This is a genomic window from Nocardioides sp. GY 10127 (assembly GCF_004919085.1).
In the GTDB taxonomy this organism is placed as follows: domain Bacteria; phylum Actinomycetota; class Actinomycetes; order Propionibacteriales; family Nocardioidaceae; genus Nocardioides.
The window spans coordinates 47,648-63,966 of sequence record NZ_STGL01000007.1 but is presented as its reverse complement, the minus strand read 5'-3'; the positions used below and the strand labels follow the sequence as shown (position 1 = coordinate 63,966).

General features: G+C 72.3%; 13 protein-coding genes and 2 tRNA genes. 2 read left to right on the top strand and 13 right to left on the bottom strand.

Annotated elements, in window-relative coordinates; genetic code table 11:
* The first annotated feature begins 72 nt into the window (after positions 1–72).
* Positions 73–2,694 (top strand): valine--tRNA ligase, encoded by a 2,622-nt coding sequence (valS, locus tag E8D37_RS12730; RefSeq protein WP_136570176.1) that lies wholly within the window; start codon positions 73–75, stop codon positions 2,692–2,694.
* Between the two features lie 110 nt (positions 2,695–2,804).
* Here valS and clpX read toward each other — a convergent pair whose 3' ends face one another.
* The 6 genes from clpX to E8D37_RS12700 all read right to left on the bottom strand — a co-directional run bounded on the left by clpX (position 2,805) and on the right by E8D37_RS12700 (position 9,066).
* The gene (clpX, locus tag E8D37_RS12725; protein ID WP_136570175.1) at positions 2,805–4,088 is read right to left on the bottom strand and encodes an ATP-dependent Clp protease ATP-binding subunit ClpX; all 1,284 of its coding nucleotides are present in this window, start codon (positions 4,086–4,088) and stop codon (positions 2,805–2,807) included.
* 227 nt (positions 4,089–4,315) lie between these two features.
* Entirely contained in the window at positions 4,316–4,921 is a 606-nt protein-coding gene (locus E8D37_RS12720; protein ID WP_136570174.1) for an ATP-dependent Clp protease proteolytic subunit, read from the bottom strand.
* Between the two features lie 10 nt (positions 4,922–4,931).
* A complete protein-coding gene (locus E8D37_RS12715; protein WP_136570504.1) occupies positions 4,932–5,534 on the bottom strand; it encodes an ATP-dependent Clp protease proteolytic subunit in 603 nt (200 codons plus the stop codon).
* 119 nt (positions 5,535–5,653) lie between these two features.
* Complete coding sequence (locus E8D37_RS12710) at positions 5,654–6,145, bottom strand: SRPBCC family protein (RefSeq protein ID WP_168929749.1); 492 nt, start codon at positions 6,143–6,145, stop codon at positions 5,654–5,656.
* 106 nt (positions 6,146–6,251) lie between these two features.
* Positions 6,252–7,676, bottom strand: a complete 1,425-nt coding sequence (gene tig, locus E8D37_RS12705) for a trigger factor (protein WP_136570172.1) — start codon at positions 7,674–7,676, stop codon at positions 6,252–6,254.
* A gap of 199 nt (positions 7,677–7,875) precedes the next feature.
* Positions 7,876–9,066, bottom strand: coding sequence for a hypothetical protein (locus E8D37_RS12700; protein ID WP_136570171.1), 1,191 nt, complete (start codon positions 9,064–9,066; stop codon positions 7,876–7,878).
* Positions 9,067–9,258: 192 nt separating this feature from the next.
* Here E8D37_RS12700 and E8D37_RS12695 point away from each other — a divergent pair, with 192 nt between their 5' ends.
* On the top strand, positions 9,259–10,269 hold the full coding sequence (locus E8D37_RS12695; protein ID WP_136570170.1) for an ECF transporter S component: 1,011 nt from the start codon (positions 9,259–9,261) through the stop codon (positions 10,267–10,269).
* A gap of 40 nt (positions 10,270–10,309) precedes the next feature.
* On the opposite strand, the gene E8D37_RS12690 is transcribed toward E8D37_RS12695, so the two are convergent.
* From E8D37_RS12690 to E8D37_RS12660, 7 genes are all read right to left on the bottom strand, one after another.
* Positions 10,310–10,382 (bottom strand) — tRNA-Pro (locus E8D37_RS12690).
* 59 nt (positions 10,383–10,441) lie between these two features.
* Positions 10,442–10,512 (bottom strand) — tRNA-Gly (locus E8D37_RS12685).
* A gap of 65 nt (positions 10,513–10,577) precedes the next feature.
* Positions 10,578–12,497: an alkyl sulfatase dimerization domain-containing protein gene (locus tag E8D37_RS12680; protein WP_136570169.1), complete on the bottom strand. Its 1,920-nt coding sequence runs from the start codon at positions 12,495–12,497 to the stop codon at positions 10,578–10,580.
* Positions 12,498–12,639: 142 nt separating this feature from the next.
* Complete coding sequence (locus tag E8D37_RS12675) at positions 12,640–13,800, bottom strand: PP2C family protein-serine/threonine phosphatase (protein WP_136570168.1); 1,161 nt, start codon at positions 13,798–13,800, stop codon at positions 12,640–12,642.
* A 58-nt stretch (positions 13,801–13,858) separates the two neighbouring features.
* A complete protein-coding gene (locus tag E8D37_RS12670; protein WP_136570167.1) occupies positions 13,859–14,722 on the bottom strand; it encodes a DNA-formamidopyrimidine glycosylase family protein in 864 nt (287 codons plus the stop codon).
* Between the two features lie 19 nt (positions 14,723–14,741).
* Positions 14,742–15,251 (bottom strand): ribose-5-phosphate isomerase, encoded by a 510-nt coding sequence (locus E8D37_RS12665; RefSeq protein WP_136570166.1) that lies wholly within the window; start codon positions 15,249–15,251, stop codon positions 14,742–14,744.
* 107 nt (positions 15,252–15,358) lie between these two features.
* The gene (locus tag E8D37_RS12660; protein WP_136570165.1) at positions 15,359–16,264 is read right to left on the bottom strand and encodes an alpha/beta hydrolase; all 906 of its coding nucleotides are present in this window, start codon (positions 16,262–16,264) and stop codon (positions 15,359–15,361) included.
* Positions 16,265–16,319: the final 55 nt, after the last annotated feature.

The window sequence follows — 16,319 nt, the reverse complement described above, 5'->3', positions numbered from 1 at the left end:
CGCACCCACCGCCCGCCGCGCCAGGGCGGATCTGGTTGGAGGCCGGGGAGGGGCCGAAACTAGGATTCCCCCATGACCGACACCACGCAGGCCGCACCCGAGACGACGAGCCCCACCCCGCGGGCCGTCGCCGTACCGGAGAAGCCTGCCCTCGAGGGCCTCGAGGCGACGTGGTCGCAGGCCTGGAAGGAGGCGGACACCTACGCCTTCGACCGGAGCCAGCCGCGGGAGAACGTCTACTCGATCGACACCCCGCCGCCGACCGTCTCCGGCTCCCTGCACGTGGGCCACGTCTTCTCCTACACCCACACCGACCTGATCGCGCGCTTCCAGCGGATGCGCGGGAAGTCCGTCTTCTACCCGATGGGCTGGGACGACAACGGCCTGCCCACCGAGCGCCGGGTGCAGAACTACTTCGGCGTCCGCTGCGACCCGAGCCTGCCCTACGACCCGGACTTCACCCCGCCGGAGAAGCCCGACGCCAAGAAGCAGGTCCCGATCTCGCGGCCGAACTTCATCGAGCTGTGCTCGCGGCTGGTCGAGGAGGACGAGAAGGTCTTCGAGTCGCTGTGGCGCACCCTCGGCCTCTCGGTCGACTGGAAGCAGCAGTACACGACCATCGGCCCGAAGGCGCAGCAGATCTCCCAGCGGGCGTTCCTGCGCAACTTCGCCCGCGGCGAGGCCTATCTCCAGGAGGCCCCGACGCTCTGGGACGTCACGTTCCAGACCGCCGTCGCGCAGGCCGAGCTGGAGGCCCGCGACTACGCCGGTGCCTACCACCGCGTCGCCTTCGGTCGCCCCGACGGCACGCCCGTCCACATCGAGACCACGCGTCCCGAGCTGATCCCCTCGGTCGTGGCGCTCATCGCGCACCCCGACGACGCCCGGTACCAGCCGCTGTTCGGCACCACGGTCACCTCGCCGGTCTTCGGCGTCGAGGTCCCCGTCGTCGCGCACCCGGCCGCGGAGATGGACAAGGGCGCCGGCATCGCCATGTGCTGCACGTTCGGTGACCTCACCGACGTCACCTGGTGGCGCGAGCTGCAGCTCCCCGTCCGCACCGTCATCGGCCGCGACGGTCGCCTGACCCGCGAGACCCCCGAGTGGCTCGCCGGCGCCGACGAGGCCTACCAGCGCCTCGCGGGCAAGACCACCTTCTCCGCCCGCGAGGAGATGGTCACCATGCTGCGCGAGACCGGCACCCTCGACGGCGACCCCAAGCCCACGCAGCGCATGGCGAACTTCTACGAGAAGGGCGACAAGCCCCTCGAGATCGTCTCCACCCGCCAGTGGTACGTCCGCAACGGCGGGCGGGACGCCGCGCTGCGCACCGACCTGCTCAAGGACGGCGAGCAGATCACCTGGGTCCCCGGCCACATGAAGCACCGCTACGACAACTGGGTCGGCGGCCTCAACGGCGACTGGCTCATCAGCCGCCAGCGCTTCTTCGGCATCCCGTTCCCCGTCTGGTACCCGCTGGACGCCGAGGGCGAGCCCGACTACGACCACCCGCTCCTCCCGGCCGAGGCCGACCTGCCGATCGACCCGTCGACCGACGCCCCGTCGGGCTACACGCCCGAGCAGCGCGGCCAGGCCGGCGGCTTCATCGGCGACCCGGACGTCATGGACACCTGGGCCACCTCCTCGCTGACCCCGCAGATCGCCGGCGGCTGGAGCGTGGACGACGACCTCTTCGGCCGCGTCTTCCCGATGGACCTGTGCACCCAGGGCCACGACATCATCCGCACCTGGCTGTTCAGCCGGGTCGTCCGCGCCCACTTCGAGCAGGGCCAGGTCCCGTGGGGCCACGCCATGCTCTCCGGCTGGATCCTGGACCCGGACCGCAAGAAGATGTCGAAGTCCAAGGGGAACGTCGTCGTCCCCACGGAGATCCTGGAGAAGTTCGGGGCGGACGCCGTGCGCTGGCGCGCCGCCATGGCCCGGCCCGGCCTGGACTCGCCGTTCGACGAGACCCAGATGAAGGTCGGCCGCCGCCTGGCGATGAAGGTGCTCAACGCCTCCAAGTTCGTCCTCGGCTGGGTCGGCGCGACCGAGCTGCGGCCGTACGAGGTCTCCGAGCCCGTCGACTGCGCCCTGCTCGGCCGCCTGGCCGAGGTCGTCCGCCGTGCGACGTCCTCGTTCGAGGCCTACGACTACACCTCGGCCCTCGAGGTCAGCGAGAAGTTCTTCTGGGACTTCTGCGACGACTACCTCGAGCTCGTCAAGGAGCGCGCCTACGACAAGGAGAGCACCGGCGGCGCCTCGGCCCGCGCGACGCTCGCCCTCGCGCTGCACACGCAGCTGCGCCTGCTGGCGCCGTTCCTGCCCTACGTGACCGAGGAGGTCTGGTCGTGGTGGCAGGAGGGGTCGGTCCACACGAGCAGCTGGCCCCAGGAGCTGGAGCTCGGCTCGGCCGCCGCGGCCGACGGCAGCGTCCTGGACGCCGTCGAGACCGTGCTGGGCGGCATCCGTGGCGCGAAGTCGCAGGCCAAGGTGAAGATGCGGGCTCCGCTGTCCCGCGTCGAGGTCACCGGCCCGGCGGCCGTGGTCGCCGCTGCCGAGAAGGCCGCGGACGACCTGCGCCGGACCGGCACGATCACCGGTGACCTCGTCTTCACCCCCGCCGGTGACGACGCCGAGGTCACCGTCACCGCCGAGCTGGCCGAGGTGCCCGCCGAGGGCGACCAGGGCTGACCCGCCCCCCGGCGCCGCCCGGGGACGCAGCAAGGGCCGGGCTCCCCTCGGGGAGCCCGGCCCTCGTGCTCTGCGGCGGGTCCGGAGCGACCGGACCCGGCCGGCCGCCGTCAGGCGGACTTGCGCTTCTTGGCCTCCGCGTCGCGCAGGACCAGCTCCGGGGTGGCGTCCCCGAGCACGCACTCGCCAGTGACGATGACGCGAGCCACGTCGCCGCGGGAGGGGACCTCGTACATGACGTGGAGCAGGAGCTCCTCGATGATGGCGCGCAGGCCGCGGGCGCCGGTCCCGCGCTCGAGGGCCTTGTCCGCGATGGCCTGGACGGCCTCGTCGGTGAACTCGAGCTCGACGCCGTCGAGGTCGAAGAGCTTCTGGTACTGCTTGACCAGCGCGTTGCGGGGCGCGGTGAGGATCTGCACCAGCGCGTCCTGGTCGAGCTTCGAGACGCTCGCGATGAGCGGGAGGCGCCCGATGAACTCGGGGATGAGCCCGAACTTCGTGAGGTCCTCGGGGCGGACGAGCGCCAGCAGGTCCTGCTCGCTGCGCTCCTGGGTCTGACCGACCTCGGCGGTGAAGCCGAGCGTCTTCTTGCCCACCCGCTGCTCGATGATGTGCTCGAGCCCGGCGAAGGCACCGCCCACCACGAACAGGATGTTCGTGGTGTCGATCTGGATGAACTCCTGGTGGGGGTGCTTGCGGCCGCCCTGCGGCGGCACCGAGGCGGTCGTGCCCTCGATGATCTTCAGCAGCGCCTGCTGCACGCCCTCGCCGGAGACGTCACGCGTGATCGACGGGTTCTCGGCCTTGCGGGCCACCTTGTCGATCTCGTCGATGTAGATGATGCCGGTCTCGGCCTTCTTCACGTCGTAGTCGGCGGCCTGGATCAGCTTGAGGAGGATGTTCTCGACGTCCTCGCCGACGTAGCCGGCCTCGGTCAGCGCCGTGGCGTCCGCGATGGCGAACGGGACGTTGAGCATCCGGGCCAGGGTCTGGGCGAGGTAGGTCTTGCCGCAGCCGGTGGGGCCGATGACGAGGATGTTCGACTTCGCGACCTCGACCGACTCCTCCTTGGAGTGCTTGCCGGAGGCCGGGGAGACGCCCGCCTGGACGCGCTTGTAGTGGTTGTAGACCGCGACGGCGAGCGACTTCTTCGCCTGCTCCTGACCGATCACGTAGGAGTTGAGGAAGTCGAAGATCTCCCGGGGCTTGGGCAGCTCGTCGAGGCCGACCTCGGTGCCCTCCGACAGCTCTTCCTCGATGATCTCGTTGCAGAGGTCGATGCACTCGTCGCAGATGTAGACCCCGGGGCCCGCGATGAGCTTCTTGACCTGCTTCTGCGACTTGCCGCAGAAGGAGCACTTCAGCAGGTCACCGCCGTCACCGATTCGTGCCACCGGGCTCGTCCTCCCTCATCCCGACCTGGGTCGGGTCCTGTCCGACGCCTGCGTCGGGGTCGTGCTGATCTGGCTGCTGTGGGTGCTGCTGCGGTCTGACGACCGGTGGGGTGCGTGGCACCCGGGGGGACCCGGCCTCACCACGGTAACCCGCCTCCGCCCCCGGTGGGGTGGAGACACGTCTCCAGGTTGGATCGGCCGGGCCTCGCCGTTCCTGACCCGTCGGATCAGGCGAGAGCCGGGGTCTTCAGCGTCTCGAGCACCGAGTCGATGAGGCCGTACTCGACGGCCTGCGGGGCGGTGAGGATCTTGTCCCGCTCGATGTCCCGCGACACCTCCTCCAGCGGCTTGCCGCTGTGGTCGCTGATCATCTTCTCGAGCAGCTCCCGCATGCGCAGGATCTCGTTGGCCTGGATCTCGATGTCCGAGGTCTGGCCGAACGTGCCCTCGGTGTAGGGCTGGTGGATCAGGATGCGGCTGTTGGGCAGCGCCATCCGCTTGCCGTGGGTGCCGGCGGCCAGCAGGATCGCCGCCGCGGAGGCGGCCTGGCCCAGGCAGACGGTGCGCACGTCGGGGCGGATGAACTTGATCGTGTCGTAGATCGCCGTCAGCGCGGTGAACGAGCCACCCGGGCTGTTGATGTAGATGCTGATCTCCTGGTCGGGGTTCATCGACTGCAGGCAGAGCAGCTGGGCGATCACGGCGTTCGCGACGTCGTCGGAGATCGGGGTGCCCAGGTAGATGATCCGCTCCTCGAAGAGCTTCGCGTACGGATCGATGCGGCGGACACCGTAGGAGGTCCGCTCCTCCCACTGCGGGATGTAGTAGCTCATGCGGGGCTCCTCAGTTGCTGTGGGCCGGGCGGCCCTGGTCGGCGGCCTCGCGGCTGCTGCGGATCACCTTGTCCACCAGGCCGTACTCCAGCGCCTGGTCGGCGGTGAACCAACGGTCGCGGTCGGCGTCGGCGATGACCTGCTCGATCGGCTGGCCGGTGTGCTCGCTGATCAGGTCCAGCAGGACCTTCTTGATGTGCAGCGACTGCTGGGCCTGGATCTTGATGTCCGAGGCCGAGCCGCCCATGCCCGAGGAGGGCTGGTGCATCATGATGCGGGCGTGGGGCAGGGCGTAGCGCTTGCCCTTGGTGCCGGCGCAGAGCAGGAACTGCCCCATCGACGCGGCCAGGCCCATGCCCACGGTCGCGACGTCGTTGGGGATGTAGTTCATGGTGTCGTAGATCGCCATGCCTGCGTCCACCGAGCCGCCCGGGCTGTTGATGTGCAGGAAGATGTCCGCCTCCGGGTCCTCCGCGGAGAGCAGCAGCAGCTGGGCGCAGATCGCGTTCGCGTTCTGGTCGCGGACCTCGGAACCGAGGAACACGATGCGCTCGCGGAGCAGGCGCTGGTAGATGTGGTCGTCGAGGACGTTGAGGCCGCCGCCGCCACCCATCGAGGGGTCCAGCGCCGACGTCGTGGAGTTGGGGTTCACGTCGACGACAGTAGCCGCAAGCCCCGACACTTCCACGGGCCCACCCCGCCTGTTCGCCGACAGCGGATTTTGCTCGGTTCTCAGGATGCGCGGCCCTGCTCGACCTCGGCCGCGAGCGCCTCGACGCTCCTCCGCATGCCCTCCTCGAGCTCGGCGGCGTGCGCGGCGGAGCCGCCCAGGAGGGCCGGTGCCACCACCCGGCTGGCCAGGGTGAGCCCGCCCTCGACCCGGCGGGAGTGGACCACGAGGGTGGCCTCCCCGGCCTCCTCCAGCTCCCAGGCCCAGGTCGCGCCGCTCGAGGTGGTCCGCCAGGCGAGGCGCCGCCCGGGCACGACGTCGGTGAGGACGTTGCGGGTGGGCCAGACCACGGGACCGCGCCGGTTCAGCCCCAGGTGCGCGAGCCCGGGGCGCAGCGGACCCGGCGCGAGCGGGAGCATCGCGACCAGCTCGGGGCTGCGCCGGGGCATCCGCCGCAGGTCCGCCAGCGCCTCCCAGACGAGCGCGCACGGCGCCGCCACCCGTCGCGAGACGCGCAGGTCCCGGGCGGGGTCCTCGCGCTCGTCCTCGTGCACCCGGTCAGCGTAGGAGGGCCGAGGTGCCGGTGGAAGCACACCGCCCCGCGGCCGTGACGGCCGCGGGGCGGTGTGGTGGTGCGGGTGCCCGGGTCCGGGCGGCGGGTCAGGCCTCCTCGGAGGTCTCCTCCGCGGCGTCCTCGGCCGGGGCCTCGGCAGCGTCGGCCGCCTCGTCCTCGGCGGCCTCCTCCGCGACGGGCTCGGCGATGGTGCCGTCCGCCTGGAGGTTCTTCAGCTCGACCGGGTTGCCCGACTCGTCCGTGACGACGGCGGACTCGACCATGATCGCCAGGGCCTTGCCGCGCAGGATCTCCTGCACGAGCTCCGGGATGTGGTTGTGCTCGAACATGTGGTTGGCGAAGGACTGCGGGTCCTGGCCGGACTGCTGCGCGCGCTGGATGAGGTGCTGGGAGAGCTCGGCCTGGTCGATGCCGATCTCCTCCTTCTTCGCGATCTCGTCGAGCAGGAACTGCGCGGCGACGGCGTCGCGGACCCGACGGTCGAGGTCGGCCTCGAACTCGTCGACGGTCATCTCCTCGTCCTCGAGGTACTTCTCCATGGTGATGCCGGCCATGGCGAGCTGCTGCTCGATGTTCTGGCGGCGCGCGGCGAGCTCCTCGGTCACGAGGGACTCGGGCAGCGGCACGGAGACCTTGTCGAGGAGGGCCTCCAGCACGGCGTCCCGGGCGGCGGCGGCCTGCTCGAGGCGCTTGCCGTTGCCGAGGCGGGTGCGGATGTCCGCCTCGAACTCCTCGGCGGTGTCGAACTCCGAGGCGAGCTGGGCGAACTCGTCGTCGAACTCGGGGAGCTCCTGCTCCTGGACGCCGGTGACCTTGACGGTCACGTCGACGGCCTGGCCGGTCATGTCGCCACCGACCAGCTCGGAGCCGAAGGTCTTCTCCTCGCCGGCCGACAGGCCGACCAGGGCCTCGTCGAGGCCGTCGATCATGCCGCCGCGGCCGACCTGGTAGGAGGTGCCGGAGATCTCGGCGCCCTCGACGGTCTCGCCGTCCTGCTTGGCGACGAGGTCGATGGTCACGAAGTCGTCCTCGGCGGCGGGGCGCTCGACGTCGCGCAGGGTGCCGAAGCGGGCCTGGAGGGCCTTCTTCTGCTCGGCGACGTCCTCGTCGGAGACGACGGCGTCGTCCACGGAGGCCTCGAGGCCCTCGTAGGCGGGCAGGTCGATGGTCGGCTTGACGTCGACCTCGGCGGTGAACTCCAGGAGGTCGTTGTCCTCGAGCTTGGTCACCTCGATGTCGGGCTGGGCCAGCGGCTCCAGCTCGTTCTCGCGGAGGGCCTCGGTGTAGACCTTCGGGAGGGCGTCGTTGATCGCCTGGTCGAGGACCGCACCGCGGCCGACCTGACGGTCGATGACCATCGGCGGGACCTTGCCGCGGCGGAAGCCGGGGATGTTGATCTGCTTGGCGATCGCCTTGTAGGCCGCGTCGAGGCTCGGCTTGAGCTCCTCGAAGGGCACCTCGACGGTCAGCTTGGCCCGGGTCGGGCTCAAGGTCTCGACGGCGCTCTTCACAAAGGTCTCCTCGTGGTTCGTGGTGTCCCGGTGCGCCACTGCGCGCACCGACCCTCGATCGTAGCCGCGAGGCGCCCCGCCGCGCGAAACGGGTCGCCACCGCGGACGGGCCCGCCCCGACCGCTGGGCGGGGCGGGCCCGAGCTGAGGCGTGGGACCCTCGAGACGCGGGACACGCCGGACCGTCAGTAGCCGGACCGTCAGTAGTAGGTGCCGACGGTCACGGTGTGCGCAAGGAACCGGCGGGCATGGACGGTCGCCCGGAAGGTCACGAGGACCTGGACGTTGCCCCACTTCCGCACGTCCTCGCGGGTCAGTCGGTAGGACCTGCCGGTCGCACCGGCGATCCGTTCCGTGACCTCGCGGGAGCGCTCGTCGTCCCAGCGGACGCGCTGCCACCGGTAGGTCGCCTCGAACCCGTAGCGCTGCTGGTTCTCCTCGGACGTGTGCAGGACCGCCCGGACCCGGGCACCCACCCTCGGCTTCGCGGGGGCGTCCACCCCGACCCACCCCGGCTCGGCACCGGACAGCATGTAGCGCGCCCGGTCCTCTCCGGAGGCCACCACGGGGATGCCCCACTGCTCCGCGGGCGCCATCCAGCCCCAGGGGAGCCCCTCCGTCGTCTGTCCGTAGGCCCCGGTGAAGACGTAGGAGCCGACGGCCTTCGCGGGCACCTTGAAGGTGATCCCCTCGTTCGGGTCCCCCTTCCACGCGCCGTCCTCGTCCACCGTGCGTGCGACCAGGCTGCGCGACGACGTGCCGGAGCGCTTCCAGAGCTGGACCGCCGGGAACACCCGGTGGTCCGGACCCCACTCCCCGCGGAAGACGAGCTGGTAGGTCCGACCGGCCACGAAGGCGTGCACGCCGTTGGAGAGCTTCGTGCTGGTGAAGCCCATCGCGTCCGGGTGCTGGCCGTAGGCCGGCGTCCACTCGTAGGGCTCGCTGACGGCCACCGGCTCGCCGTCGAGGTACTTGGTGACCGTGAACGTGTAGGTGGTGCCGAGGAGCAGCCCGTCGCGTCCCACCGCGAACAGCCCGGTCGACTGAGTGCCGCCGTCGGAGACGTAGGGCTGGTAGTACGACTGGGCCTCGACGTCGTCCTCCGGGTCCGGGCTGACGTCGATGCCGTAGGTGTAGAGCGGGAGGTCGCTGTCACGATCCCAGCTGGACCGACCGGGCTCGAGGTCGGCATAGGTGATGGACGTGGCGCCCCACCCCCAGTACAGGCTGGTCCGGGAGAACCCGCCGCACTCGCAGGAGACCGTCACGGAGGTGATGGAGACGGTTCCGGTCGCCTCCTGCTCGGCGTGCGCGGGCACGACGGAGAGGACGGTCATCAGTGTCGTCGACAGCGCGAGCAGGACGCTCGCGAGGGCTCGATGGAGTCGCATGCCCCGAGGCTCGCGACGACAGGGCCGGCCTGACCCCGGAACGAGGCCTCCCGGACGATCCCGGATGTCCTCTCACTGTCTCTCCCGATCGCCCGGACGCGGACCCAGGGGCCCGATATCGTCAGGGCATCCTGCACGCCTCGGCGGTCGAGGCGGTCGGCAGGTTCAGAGCAGGAGAGGACCCGGGCGCAGGTGAGCACGGACAAGGCATCGATCAGCCCCGCACCGACCGACCAGCCCGGCCGGTGGGACCCGCTGGTCCTCGGGCTGCAGGACCTGCGGCGGCGCAGCGGGGAGCCCTCCTTCAACGAGATCGCACGACGCATCGGCCGTGCCCGGGTCGAGGCCGGTGCGGATGCCTACGCCGCGCACGTGGGCAAGTCGACCGTCCACGACGCCTTCCGGCTCGGGCGCACCCGGCTCAACCTGGATCTCGTGCGCGAGGTCGTCACCGTCCTCGGGCACGACCCGGCCCTGGTCGAGGACTGGCTGAACCCGCAGCCTCCCGCTCCCACCGACACCGTGGCCGGACGGGACGAGCCGGCTCCGGGACCCGACACGGACCCGGGGACCCACGCGCAGGAGACCACCGGGCCCGTCAGCGGCATCGACCCGCGGGACGCGGTGGTCCTGATGCTCGCGTGCCTGCTCCTGAACCTTCTGGGCCGCACGTTCGTCGACTTCTTCCGCTTCCCCGTCTACCTCGACATGGTCGGCACCGCGATCGCAGCGATCGCCCTCGGACCGTGGCGCGGGGCCGCGGTCGGGCTGGGCACCAACCTCATCGGCTTCCTGATCAGCGGCTGGGCCTCCGTCCCCCTCGCCGTGGTCAACGTCGCGGGCGCGCTGCTGTGGGGCTACGGCACCCACCGGTTCGGCCTCGGTCGCAGCCTGCCGCGCTACTTCGGCCTGAACGTGGCCACGGCAGTGATGTGCACAGCACTCGCGGTGCCCATCCTGCTGGCGCTCGACGGCCAGCAGCTGCGCGACGGCCACGACATGGTCACCGCCCTCGTGGACGACCGGGTGAACCCGTTCGTCCTGGCCACCACGTTCTCCAACCTGCTGACGTCCCTGGCCGACAAGCTGATCAGCGGGTTCGTGGCCCTGGTCGTGGTCCTCTCGCTCCCCGCGGCCTTCGGCCGCGCGATCGGCCCGGGCCTGGGTGGGGGCCGGCACAGCGGTCGCACCAGCACGGCCTGAGCCACTCGTCCACCTGGTCCTGGCCGGCAGGGGTGAGGGGTCGGGGCGACAGGACTCGAACCTGCGGTCTCCTGCTCCCAAAGCAGGCGCGCTAGCCACTACGCTACGCCCCGTCGACACCCCCGCTGACCAGCCCGTTCGTGACGAACGGGCCGGCCCGTGGCGGCCTCGGAGCGGATGACGGGAATCGAACCCGCGTAGCCAGTTTGGAAGACTGGGGCTCTACCATTGAGCTACATCCGCGTGCCCCGCCGTGGGCGAGTGCGTCGCACATCGTGCCACACGGCGGACGCGGTCACCGCACCGGCTCAGGGCGTCACGATGGCGAAGTCGGGGTCCGGCTCGTCGAGCACCGACGTCAGCCGCGCCAGCACGGCCAGGTCGCCGGTCGCCTCGACGCCGGCGTCCGCGAACCCCTCGGGCGGCAGCATCCCCGAGAAGAGTCGCGCGAGCGTGGGCAGGTCGAGGGTGAGGACGAGGTCGGCGTCCCCCTCCCCCACGTCGTCCACGGGCCGCGCGGAGCCGGACGTGAGCACGCCGTTGCCGAGCGTGAGGACGTAGGCCTCGCCCACGTCGGTGAGCCGCACCGCGAGGGAGAGCCGCAGGTGCCAGGCGCGCGGGCCGTCGACCCGGATGGCGAGCGCCGAGAACCACTGCTCGGGCGTGAGCTGCGCGTACAGGTCCGGCGAAGCGGTGGTCGCCGGGGTGCCGAACACCCCGTGCCGCAGCTCGTGCGCGCCGGAGAGGTAGACGCACCGCCACGTCCCGTTCTCCGAGCCGAAGCCGAGCTGCTCGAAGGTGTCCGCTAGCAGGTCGCGCGCCGGCTGGTGGTCGGGCTGGGCGAAGACGACGTGGCTGACGATCTCCGCGACCCACCGGAAGTCGCCCGCGTCGTACGCCTCCCGGGCCGCGGCCACCACGGCGTCCGCACCACCCATGAGCGCGACGTAGCGGCGGCCCGCCTCGGTGGGCGGGTGCTTCCACAGGTTCGCGGGGTTTCCGTCGTACCAGCCCATGTAGCGCTGGTAGATCGCCTTCACGTTGTGGCTGACCGAGCCGTAGTAGCCGCGGGCGTGCCAGGCGTTCTCCAGGGCCGGCGGCAGGGTGATCACCTCCGCGATCTCGCTGCCCACCAGGCCCGCGTTGAGCATCCGGAGGGTCTGGTCGTGCAGGTAGGCGTACAGGTCGCGCTGCTCGGAGAGGAAGCGGACGGCCTCGTCGTGGCCCCAGGTCGGCCAGTGGTGGCTGGCGAACACGACGTCCGTGTCGTCGGCGAACAGCTCGATGGCCTCGGTGAGGTAGCGGGCCCACTCGTGCGGGTCGCGGACGAGCGCGCCGCGCAGCGTGAGCAGGTTGTGGAGGACGTGGGTGGCGTTCTCGGCCATGCACAGCGCCCGCAGGTCGGGCAGCAGGAAGTGCATCTCGGCGGGCGCCTCGGAGCCGGGCGCCAGCTGGAAGACCATCCGGACGCCGTCGACGACCTCCTCCTGGCCGGTGCGGGTCACGTGCAGCGTCGGCGGCACCAGGGTCATCGACCCGGTCGAGGTGGTCTGGCCGAGGCCGGCCCCCACCTGGCCGAGCGGGCCGCGGTCCAGGGCAGCGCCGTACATGTAGCCCGCCCGGCGGGACATGGCCGTCCCCGCGAACACGTTCTCCGCGACGGCGTGCGCGGTGAAGCCCTCGGGCGCGAGGACGACGACGCGGCCGGCGTCCACGTCCTCCTGGTCGACGATCCCCCGGGCGCCGCCGAAGTGGTCGGCGTGGCTGTGGGTGTAGAGCAGGCCGGTCACCCGGCGCTCACCGCGGTGGGCGCGGTACAGGGCCATCGCGGCGGCGGCGGTCTCCACCGAGATCAGCGGGTCGACCACGACGACACCCTCGGTGCCCTCGATGAAGGACATCACCGAGAGGTCCAGCCCGCGCACCTGGTAGAGCCCGGGGACGACCTCGAACAACCCCTGGATCGCGTTGAGCTGCGACTGCCGCCACAGGCTCGGGTTCACCGTGTCGGGCGCCTCGCCGGCCAGGAAGTCGTAGGAGTCGTTGTCCCACACGACCCTGCCGCCGGCCGCCGTGACGACACCGGGCTCGAGCGCCGCCACGAAGCCCCGGCGGGCGTTCTCGAAGTCGGTGACGTCGTGGAACGGGAGGGTCTCGGTGAGGTGCCGGTGCTGGGCACGCACCGTCTCGCTCGCACCGGACGTCGGGGTGGACAGCACTTCGGTCATGACGGCTTCCTCGCCGCCCGTCGGCCTCTCCAGGCTCGGCCACCTGCCGCGCGCGGGCGGACGGGACGTCTCACGCTCCCGCCGTCGGCACGGCGGCCACGTCACCCGCGGTGGGTGACCCCGGGAAGGACTTCCGGCCCGGTCAGGACCGGTGCAGCCAGACGACGGCGCGGTCGTCGCCCGGCGTCCCGACCCGCTCGACCAGGCGACCGGCGACGCCGGGGACCCCGGACCGCAGGAGGCTCTCGGCCGCGCCGGTCAGCGCGTCCACCCCCAGCGAGATGTCGCGCCGCGGCTCCTCGACCATGCCGTCGGTGTAGAGCACGAGGGAGTCCCCGCGCGCCAGCCGGCCGCGCACCGAGGAGAACTGCGCCTCCTCCAGCAGCCCGAGCACCGGCCCGTCGCCCGTCACCGGCTGCCAGCGGCCGCTGCCCGCCACCCGCAGCAGCGCCGGCGGGTGGCCCGCCGTGGCCAGCTCGAAGGAGCCGTCGTCCAGGTCGACGCGCACGTGGACGGCGGTGGCGAAGCCCTCGCTCCACTGCTGGCGCAGCAGGTAGGCGTTGGCCGCGGGCAGGAAGTCGCAGGACGGCACCGAGCCGAGGATGCCGCCGAAGGCGCCGGAGAGCTGGAGCGCCCGGGTGCCGGCCTGGTCGCCCTTGCCCGAGACGTCCACGAGCACGAGCTCGAGCCGGTCGGGGTCCGCGAGACGGGTGGCCACCAGGAAGTCGCCGGCGAAACGCGTGCCGGACGCCGAGCGCAGGGCCAGCTCGGAGGACCAGCCGGCCGGCAGCGGCGGCACCGTGCCCTGGTTCAGGAGGCGGTCGCGCAGGTCCACGAACATCGCGTCGCCGGACAGGTGCGGGACCCCGAGGCGGGCGCGGCGCAGCGCGGTCGCCAGGACGATCCCGCACATCACCAGCTCGATCACCACGGCGCCCCCGATGCGCACCGTGACCTGGGGCTGCAGCAGCAGCGAGGCCGCCACCATCAGCACCATCCAGGCCACGAACGCCGGGACCTGGCGCGGCGGCAGCACGAGGCTGCCCAGCAGGAGGGGCACCATGAGCGTCGTCATCGGCACGGCGGAGGCGTTGACGCCCACGCCGACGACGAGGGCCAGCGCCGCGAGCGACAGGACGACGAGCCGGGCGACCCGCCGCACCTCCTCGCGGCGTCGCAGCCCGCTCAGCCCGCCGGAGGTCGGGCCGCCGAGGTGGCGTCCCCACCGGGCGAGGCGTGCCCCGCGCGAGCGCGCCGCGGCACCACGAACATCACCGGGCGCGTCACCGGAGGCGATCGTCATCCGTCCCCCTCGGGTGGTTGGCGGGTGGCTGTCTGGGGCTGCTGCGGGGCGGGACGGGTCAGCTGCCGCGCGGGACGAACCTACGCTGGCAGCGGGGGCACCAGAAGAGGTTCCTGCCTGCGAGCTCGATCGTCCTCACCTTGGCCGAGCAGACTAGACAGGGCTGGTCGGCGCGCCGGTAGACGTAGGAGAGCCCGCTGCGCCGCCGGCGACCGCCCTCGTAGAGCCGGGCGGCCTCCCGCGCGGCGTCCTCGTGCTCGGGGCGCACCGTCTCGATGCGGTTCTTCTCGACGCCGAGCGCCATCAGGTCGACGAGGTCGCCCCACATCTCGCTCCAGCGACCGGGGCGCAGGCTGCGGCCCTCCCGGAACGGGTCGATCCGGTGCCGGAACAGCAGCTCCGCCCGGTAGACGTTGCCGATGCCGGCCACCACGTCCTGCTGCATGAGCAGGGCGGCGATCGAGGTCCGGCTCCGTCCGATCCGGTCCCAGGCGCGCTCCGGCTCGGCGTCCTCGCGCAGGGGGTCGGGCCCCAGCCGGGCGACCAGCGACGCGTGCTCCTCGGGCGTGAGCAGCTCGCAGGCCGTGGCACCGCGCAGGTCCGCCCAGGTCAGGACGCCGTCCGCCGACGGCCCCGCGACGAGCCGCAGCCGCACCTGACCGACGGGGCCGGGCAGGTCGTCCGCGTGACGGATCGCCAGCTTGCCGTAGAGGCCGAGGTGCACGTGCAGGCGCAGCTCGGTGCCCTCGAAGGAGCAGAACAGGTGCTTGCCCCATGCGTCGGCGCCGACCAGCACGCGTCCGTCGAGCAGGCCCGCGCCGTCCTCGAAGCGCCCCTGCGGGCTGGAGGCGGCGACGGTGCGCCCGGCGAAGGCGTCGGTGAGGTCGAGCGCGAGGCGGTGGAGGGTGTGGCCCTCGGGCACGTCGGGGTGGTCCCCCGGCTCAGGCGTCGGGGCCGAGGCCCTGCGCGGACTCCGGCAGCGGCGGGAGGGTCCCGTCGGCGTCGTAGACGCTGAGCTGGCCGATGCGGCGGGCGTGGCGCTCGTCCTCGCTGAAGGGCTCGGCCAGGAACAGCTCGACGAAGCGGGTCATGTCGGAGAGCGAGTGCATCCGGCCACCGACGGAGACGACCTGCGCGTCGTTGTGCTGGCGGGCCAGCTTGGCGGTGTCCTCGCTCCAGGCCAGGGCGCAGCGGATGCCCTCGACCTTGTTGGCCGCGATCTGCTCGCCGTTGCCGGAGCCGCCGATGACGACGCCCAGGCTGTCGAGGCCGGCGTCGCGGTCCTTCTTCACGCCCTCGGCCGCCCGCAGGCAGAAGACCGGGTAGTCGTCGAGGGCGTCGTAGACGAACGGGCCGTGGTCGACCGGCTCGTAACCGTGCTCGGTGAGCCAGTCGACGAGGTGGTTCTTGAGGTCGAGGCCGGCGTGGTCGGAACCCAGGTGCACGCGCATGGCCACGATCCTCCCATCCCCGGTGCGACGCCGCTCACCCGGTGCGGCCCCTCCCCCGCAGCCCGTCAGGTGTCAGGGCTCCGGCGTCCGCCGTCCGCCGTCCGGCGTCAGACCAGGGCGCGCGGGCCCCGCAGCTGCTCGGCGAGGAACCCGGCGATCGCGGCGGTGTGCGGCGCGGCGGCGTCGAAGACGTCCCAGTGCCGCCAGTAGCCGTGGACCTGGCCCAGGTACCGCGTGCCCGTCACCGCCACGCCCGCCTCCGCCAGCCGGGTGACCAGGAGCTCCCCCTCGTCGCGCAGCGGGTCGTGCTCGGCGGTGGTGACCAGGGTGGGCGGGAGCGTGTGCAGCGACTCCGAGCGCAGCGGCGCCAGGTCGGGGTGGCGCAGGTCCTCCTCGGAGGCCGCGTACTGCTCCCAGTACCAGCGGGCCTCGGCCTCGTCGAAGCCGTCCGCGGCCGTGCGGTGGCTGGCGCCGGCGCACTCCGGGTCGAGGTACGGGTAGGTGAGCGCGAGGCCGACCAGTGCGCCGGGGTGCCGGAGCGCCGCGACCAGCGCCAGGTTGCCGCCGGCGGAGTCGCCGTGCGCGGCCACGGGGCCGCCCAGGCCCTCGGCGTCACCGTGCGCGGCCAGCCAGGCGAGCACGGTGCTGACGTCGTCCGGCGCCGCGGGGAAGCGGTGCTCGGGCGGACGCCGGTAGTCGACGCTGAGCACGGCGTGGCCGAGCCGGTTGGCCAGGCGCCGCACCGCCGCGTCGTGCACCTCGACGTCGTTGAACACGAACCCGCCGCCGTGCAGGTGCACGACGACCCCGGGCAGGGAGCCCTCGGGCCGGTACAGGCGGCACGGCACGCCCGCGGCGTCCAGGTCGCGCACCTCGGCCACCGCCTCCCGCGGCTGCCCGGCCGCCGCGCGGCGGGCCGCCTCGCGCGCGTCCGCCACGTCGTAGCCCTGCGCGTAGACCTTGGGCTCGTGGGCGTAGGCCTCGACGGCGGCGCGGGCCTGGGGGTGCAGCACGGTGTCTCCTGGTCTGGGTGCGGGTGTGCGGGTGGTGGCCGGGGTGGGGGCGGGA

Bases quoted from the DNA above. Each gene is read 5' to 3' on its own strand.
- valS (WP_136570176.1), top strand. From the start codon at position 73: ATGACCGACACCACGCAGGCCGCACCCGAGACGACGAGCCCCACCCCG.
- E8D37_RS12720 (WP_136570174.1), bottom strand. From the start codon at position 4,921: ATGAGCTACTACATCCCGCAGTGGGAGGAGCGGACCTCCTACGGTGTC.
- E8D37_RS12715 (WP_136570504.1), bottom strand. From the start codon at position 5,534: ATGGGTGGCGGCGGCGGCCTCAACGTCCTCGACGACCACATCTACCAG.
- E8D37_RS12700 (WP_136570171.1), bottom strand. From the start codon at position 9,066: ATGCGACTCCATCGAGCCCTCGCGAGCGTCCTGCTCGCGCTGTCGACG.
- E8D37_RS12680 (WP_136570169.1), bottom strand. From the start codon at position 12,497: ATGACCGAAGTGCTGTCCACCCCGACGTCCGGTGCGAGCGAGACGGTG.
- E8D37_RS12675 (WP_136570168.1), bottom strand. From the start codon at position 13,800: ATGACGATCGCCTCCGGTGACGCGCCCGGTGATGTTCGTGGTGCCGCG.
- E8D37_RS12665 (WP_136570166.1), bottom strand. From the start codon at position 15,251: ATGCGCGTGCACCTGGGTTCCGACCACGCCGGCCTCGACCTCAAGAAC.